The organism is Protofrankia sp. CiP1_Cm_nod3, assembly GCF_982290655.1.
The window spans coordinates 1-1285 of record NZ_CEVIVD010000047.1 but is presented as its reverse complement, the minus strand read 5'-3'; the positions used below and the strand labels follow the sequence as shown (position 1 = coordinate 1285).

1 protein-coding gene is annotated in these 1285 nt (G+C 78.0%); it reads right to left on the bottom strand.

The annotated features are described in order from the left end of the window. A partial coding sequence (gene cbiE / locus AC5LUJ_RS11415) for a precorrin-6y C5,15-methyltransferase (decarboxylating) subunit CbiE (protein ID WP_493464914.1) occupies nucleotides 1-1285 on the bottom strand: 1285 nt, incomplete at both ends.

Here is a 1285-nt window from a genome sequence, read left to right as displayed (position 1 = left end):
GGCGGTCTTGGTCACGGCCCACTGGGTGACCGGCAGCATCGGCCGCCAGCCGGTGAAACCGCCGACCGGCGCGGCGCGGGCCACCGCCAGCCGGACGAGGTCGCCGCCGTGGCTGGCGTGCCAGCCGGCCAGCACCGCCTCCGACTCGACGGTGACCGCGCTGGCCACCAGCCGGCCGCCCGGCGGGAGCGCGGCCCAGCACCGCTCGAGCACACCGGGAGTCGTGATCCCACCGCCGACGAACACGGCGGACGGCGTGGGCAGCCCGGCGAGCGCCGCGGGGGCGGGGGAGCCGACGACCCGCAGGCCGGGGGTGCCCAGCGCGTCCGCGTTGCGCAGGATCCGCGCTGCCCGGTCCGCCCGGGGCTCCACGGCGATCGCCCGGCAGGCCGGGTGCGTGCGCATCCACTCGATCGCGATGCTGCCGGAGCCCGCGCCCACGTCCCACAGCAGTTCGCCGGGGGCCGGACCGAGCCGGGCGAGCGTGACCGCCCGCACCTCCCGCTTGGTGAGCTGGCCGTCGTGCTCGAACACGCTGTCGGGCAGGCCCGCCGTCCGCGGCAGATGCCCGGAGTCGGGCCCGGGCTCGCACTCGACAGCGACCAGGTTCAGATCGGCAACCACGTTCGGACCGGCCAGCGTCCCCAGACCGGTCGTCGCGTCCGGGTCGGCCCGCGTGTCCTGGTCGGTCAGCGCGGCGGTCGGCTCGCCGTCGTGCCGCTCGTCGCCGTGCCAACCGCCGTCACACCAGGACGCGGCCGTGCCGGTGCGGCACCGCTCGTCATCCGCGCCGAGGTTCTCCAGGACGGTGAACGGGCTGCCGCCGTAGCCGCGGCCCACCAGCAGGCCGGCGAGCGCCGCCGGGCTGTGGCCGTCCGCGCACAGCACGATCAGCCGGCGGCCGGGCTGCACGGCCGGGTGCACGGCGCTGAGCGGACGCCCGACCAGGCTCACCACGTCGACGGCGTCCATCGCCCAGCCGAGCCGGGCGCAGGCGAGCGAGACCGAGGACGGATGGGGCAGCACCCGCACCCGCCGCGCGCCGAGCAGCCGCACCAGCGTCGTGCCCAGGCCGAAGAACATCGGGTCGCCGCTGGCCAGGCAGCACACGCGGGCGCCGGCGTGCTCGGCGAGCAGCCCCGGCAGCGCCGGCACCAACGGCGTGGGCCACTCGACCCGCCGGCCGCCCACGTCGGCGGGGACCAGTGCCAACTGCCGCCGGCTGCCCATCAGCACCTGCCCGGCCCGCAGCGCCTCCCGGCCCGCCTCGGTGAGCCCGCCCCAC